Source organism: Haladaptatus ordinarius, from assembly GCF_054177595.1.
This window is the reverse complement of record NZ_JBPEHH010000235.1, coordinates 1-2,083: the sequence shown is the minus strand read 5'-3', so window position 1 is coordinate 2,083 and position 2,083 is coordinate 1. Positions and strand designations below refer to the sequence as shown.

Below are 2,083 nucleotides of genomic sequence, written 5' to 3'. Positions count from 1 at the left end.
AGGGGGATGTTCATCACGAGTATATCCGGACAGCGGGTGAATCAGTGACCTGATTCATCCGCTTCGCTTCCACAACGTGTCAGCAACTGCGCTGGTGAGCCAGAGTGGACAACTAGCGACTGTTGGTAGATGACCTAGAGTCAGGTGGATTTAATGACAAGCGAATGCACCGAGGGCCGCACACGAGTTAAAGTCCAGATTACACCCCATGGATTTTCCACTTCGAAGGATAGGAAACCTCGATAGTTGTGATCGGGAGAGCTGACGAAGTCTACACCTCAGTATTGCCCCGGTAGAAGAGCTAAGAAAGCAGAGTGTACATTCCACACAGATGTGATTCCGAAAACGAAGACATGGATGGGAGTTCCAAACCTCAATTCAAGGGATAGAGGCAGTCTATCGAACGTATTTGAATTAATAAAATCGAAGTTAGGAGACATGGTAAAGCACACCGAATCGGGAGACAGAACCGATTTGTAGCGTTATTAAATTAGCGTTGATACTCAGGTTATGGATTCGTTGCCGTTTCGGGTGCATTTCGAATTTGGCCACTTTCGTGAGATAGAAGCGCTGTGCGACGTATCTAGTGATTGTGAATCAGCCGACGGACTTCGACGGAGAAAAATCCCGAAACGCTCGATTTGACCGAAGAATCCGGGGGTGTACCGTCGAATTCTGTTTTCGGAAGAGAGGTCGCATGAGTTTGTCCTCTGTAGATACAAACGATTGGCGAGGAAAATCGCCTGTAAGAGCCACTCATCCGTCTGGAATCGACCGTTGAATAGGTTCGAGCGACTGCCGTCGCCGCCCCGTGAAAACGGACTCAATCCGATTTTGAAAACGGCAGTCTACACCCCCTATTGTCCATGGAATTCCCGGAGTATGGCCGTTTTGTATCGTTTCGATTTCGAGGAGGACACGTACCGCCAGCCGAAAAATGGCGATAAAAACGAGGTGTATCCCACGGTCCTCACACGAAGTACAATCAGGGTCGTCAATCCGTATAGCGTTGGTTTGCCACGTCCACGACGAGGTAAGAGTGTTCGTTTGCTCTTGCGTGAGCAGACCTCGTTTCTCACTTCTCACCGATTTGTTACTTACACCAGCCTTCCTTCGGGCTGTTGAGGTGAGATTCTGCTCCATTTTTTATCGCGCCCAATGGGTGGGCGCGAACTGACGTATCGTGCCTTGAACAGTGATTTTCGATGGAATCGGTCGAATGTACTCAATGCAACGAGTCGTATCGCGTGAAACCATGCAAAGTCCAACAGACGAAATACTGCTCGAAGACGTGCCAGACAGAAGCCCAGAAACGACGCATCACGAACACCTGTGAACAGTGTGGTGACTCATACAGTATTCGACGATCGAGAGCCGAGGAAACGCGATTCTGCAGTCGAACCTGCAAAGACGGTTATAGACGCGACCACTCTACTCAACCGCTCGTTTCATCTTTGCGATAGCGAGGAAACTCCGCCGTTTACGGCGGGGAGGAATCGCGTTTGTTTAGCTGGGCATGTTCCTGGTGCGACACCGAATTCAAGCGGTCCCCGCACGAGGTCGCCACCTACGAGAACCAATTTTGTGATGAAGACTGCATGGGGGAATGGCGAAGTAGAAACGTTGCTGGCGAAAACAATCCCAGTTGGAAGGGTGGGACCTACACGGAATTCGGTTCAAATTGGTTCCGTATCCGTGAGCAAGTTCAAGAACGAGACGAAGTGTGTCAGGTCTGTAGCCATCCGTTCTAGGCTAACTGGAGAAGACGGGAAGACCGCCAGCTGTTAGCGGTATGAGATCCGGTGAGAAGATGAATGACACTCCCACCGGATTCGGTAATAGAAGAGCGGCTGGTAAAGACGTTTCCGAATACCCGGCTGCGCGAGCTGGCTCGCGCAACCGGGTTGGTCCAGCGTGAGGGCGGAAAACTCGAGGCTGATGCCCTGTTTTGGTCGCTCACACTTGGGTTCGTTACCGGACACTATCGAACACTCGAAGAGTTCCGTCAGGAATACATCGACACCTTCGGCGGAACACTTCGTTACTCGTCGTTTCACGATTGGTTCACCGAGGCGCTCTGTGC

Annotated in this window: 1 pseudogene; it reads left to right on the top strand. The window is 51.0% G+C overall.

Features of this window, described 5'->3' with window-relative positions:
- Nucleotides 1-1,814: 1,814 nt before the first annotated feature.
- Nucleotides 1,815-2,083: pseudogene (locus ACR3FF_RS26805) on the top strand (IS4 family transposase); the annotation flags it as partial.